Origin of the sequence: Pseudoalteromonas sp. (assembly GCF_041629635.1) — a bacterium.
Classification (GTDB): Bacteria; Pseudomonadota; Gammaproteobacteria; order Enterobacterales; family Alteromonadaceae; genus Pseudoalteromonas.
Map to the genome: position 1 here is coordinate 1 of NZ_JBFKMX010000240.1, position 2878 is coordinate 2878.

Sequence of the window (2878 nt, forward strand, 5' to 3'; positions counted from 1 at the left end):
AAGTTCAATGAAATTCTATACTACTTTTCACAAATATTATTGTGGAATTTACCTGCATGCACACATTTTATACGTTTGCATACTTGATGAGCGTGCTAATAAAGTTGTTCATCAAAAAATAAAAGCTGATAAAACTGAATTACTTAACTAATTTCACCTTATGTTGAATATATAGTGATTGGTGTCGAGTGCATGCATGTTGGGATTGGGTTAGTGTAGTGGCATAGTGATTTGTGTCGAAGAACAAAACGGTATTCGATGATGAAAGTTTTTTAAAAAGCAAAGTTGCATAGTGGGGAGAGCTCTACACCTAACTAGGTAAGCATGAACAACCATGTATTATTTGTGTTTAAGTCAGTAACAGCTGAATGATATAGGTAAGTGTTGTCGCAGTAATAAGCTATTTGGCCTTGATTAGACACCCCATTGGTACGCATTAATTTAAGAAATGAATTGAATCGTTTACACCTTAGCTTAGCCTTTAACTAACTGGACGAATGAGCCATCTCTTTGAGTATCGCCAGATTAAGGTTAATCGATGAATGTCTAGTGGCCCTAAACAATAAGTTGTATCAACTGATTTAGGCGGCAATGAGCTCGCAATAAGAGATTACTGTGTTTGCCGTAAAAGATTTTAACAGTTAACCGAGATAACGAAGTTGAACAGATTTAAGAATTGCCAATACAAATTAGCTGCTTAAAAGCAGCTAAAAAGAATCGTTATGCTTACTTGACCGGAGAAGATCCATATGTGTTAGGCCCGATGCACGCTACAATTAAAACACCCAGGGATTGCATTGTGAATATGAATGTATTCAACATCACTATTCTGAAATTGTCTATCAATTGCAAACTCTAACTCTTTTCCTTGTACCACTTCAGCTCCAATCATTAAGTTTTCCGAATTGTAAGCTCTTACTGAAAGTAATCTATGTCTTAGCATTTTAGGTATTTCATTTATATCTAAATTAGCCATTTGTGCTTTTTCGCGAACAAATATGGGACCAGATGCTCTGTAGGGTGAATTGACATTATGATGACAGAAAGATAACGCTAGCACTCTCTCACCTATTTTTGCATCTGAGAGAGAAACACGACATGGGTATCCAGGCTCTGCGTCTACAGTAATCCAAACAGCTTCAGAAATGCTTAATTTCTCATTGTCTTTGAGCATTAGCTCATGAAAGTTATCTTTAGCTAGTGCTTTTATCAAAAAATTAGTTGTCATTTATTAAACCTATTTACATAACGAATTTTGATTATAAACATCCATGTATTTAGTACTAGCAATACTCGGACATGGTACTTAGATGATTTTTGAGTTTAACGCCCCGCCACCATTCGAACAAAACGCAGTATATCTGGTGCAAACTTCTGGATCTCTTACTCATTATTATACTGCTGGATATTCTCAGCCTTAAAGGTTACATACCATTCGGGATCAACAAACATTTCCCCTCAATGTAACCCTCAGACCTTAATTATTAGACGGTTTGTACGATAATTCATAGTGCCAATTAATGCCCGCAACAGCCCAGAGCGAAGCAAGTCAGATGCTTGCATTTGTTAGCTGCGACATTAAATTGCAGCCCTTTTTGCAATTAAGAAATACAAAGGATTTAGTGATTTTTGATACTCACAATAGCTACTATATATTAATTTTATTATATGAGAGTCTTCTGCATTAAGGGCTTTAGCAATAACTGGTGAAAAATCATAATTGTAGCTTTCAACCTTAATCTCAGTATTTTTAAATTTCAGCCCTGTACTCAAGTAAGCTACTAATACAGCCTTCCACAACTCTTTTAACGCAAAACCTTCATTTTCTATATAAGGTAATATGATTGAAAAGGCATGACAACCCGTTACTGTATGCAATAAAGTAAAATCATTTTGCAAGTAGAAGAGTTTTAAAACAAACGCTTTAAGAGTTTCCAAGTCAATTTTTTTTGGGTGGATAATTTCGCCATTGGACTTTAATAGATCCCCTATTTCAGCCATATGATCAACAATAATTCCAGGCGAAAAGTTAAAGCTTTCACCTAATGGAGATAATCGGATTAATATATCCTCTAAACTTTCATCAATTGTTTCTTCAACTATTTCAAAAGGTTGAAATTCTGCACTCCAATAGGCGAGTGCAACGGCTATTTCACTTCTAGAGTTCGCTTCGATAGCATACGCCAATCTAATGAGACCATGAAAAGCAGAAGCTGCAATTCCTGGCAATAAAAATGGAAGAGATTTTTCAAGAACGTCTTGGATAGAGTAATTTTCCAATTGGTTTTGAAAATACTTTAAATATCTTAGGTAGCTTTCACTATTGCTAAGCTCAAGCTCTATAGCATCAACAGCAGTAACACTGTCTAAGCTACCGATCTTTTCAAGTTCGTCGATACTTTGATAAAATGTTTTCTGTAATTTATTCTTCGATGCCCCCATAGCATTTAACGCAGTCAAAACCATAGGAACATGAGTTGCCAGACCACAATCATACATAGGGTGATATTTTCCTGCTTGTTCAAGAAGTATATTTAGAGTGTTTGAGTCTTCCATGATTCTCCATGAATGTTATGTAGCCCGCATGAGGGGCTGATAATACTTTGATAAAATGTGAAGCGAAGCGGAACCTAGCAAATTGTTAGCAGTCCCATGCTTAATGCGCTTGATACTTATTGAACCTTCTCCCGGAAGTTTAGCGAACAGCTAAACCTCAAGGGACCAAACCAAAAGGAGAAAGTTCAATGAAATTCTATACTACTTTTCACAAATATTATTGTGGAATTTACCTGCATGCACACATTTTATACGTTTGCATACTTGATGAGCGTGCTAATAAAGTTGTTCATCAAAAAATAAAAGCTGATAAAACTGAATT

2 protein-coding genes are annotated in these 2878 nt (G+C 35.6%); both read right to left on the reverse strand.

Annotated elements, in window-relative coordinates:
* Positions 1-754 precede the first annotated feature (754 nt).
* Positions 755-1228, reverse strand: coding sequence for a DUF1203 domain-containing protein (locus tag ABYD77_RS18575; protein WP_372771582.1), 474 nt, complete (start codon positions 1226-1228; stop codon positions 755-757).
* A gap of 350 nt (positions 1229-1578) precedes the next feature.
* Positions 1579-2556 carry a questin oxidase family protein gene (locus ABYD77_RS18580; protein WP_372771583.1) on the reverse strand — a complete coding sequence of 326 codons (978 nt, stop codon included), beginning with the start codon at positions 2554-2556 and terminating at the stop codon, positions 1579-1581.
* Positions 2557-2878: the final 322 nt, after the last annotated feature.

Coding starts and splice junctions, on each gene's coding strand:
- ABYD77_RS18575 (WP_372771582.1), bottom strand. CDS start 1,228: ATGACAACTAATTTTTTGATAAAAGCACTAGCTAAAGATAACTTTCAT.
- ABYD77_RS18580 (WP_372771583.1), bottom strand. CDS start 2,556: ATGGAAGACTCAAACACTCTAAATATACTTCTTGAACAAGCAGGAAAA.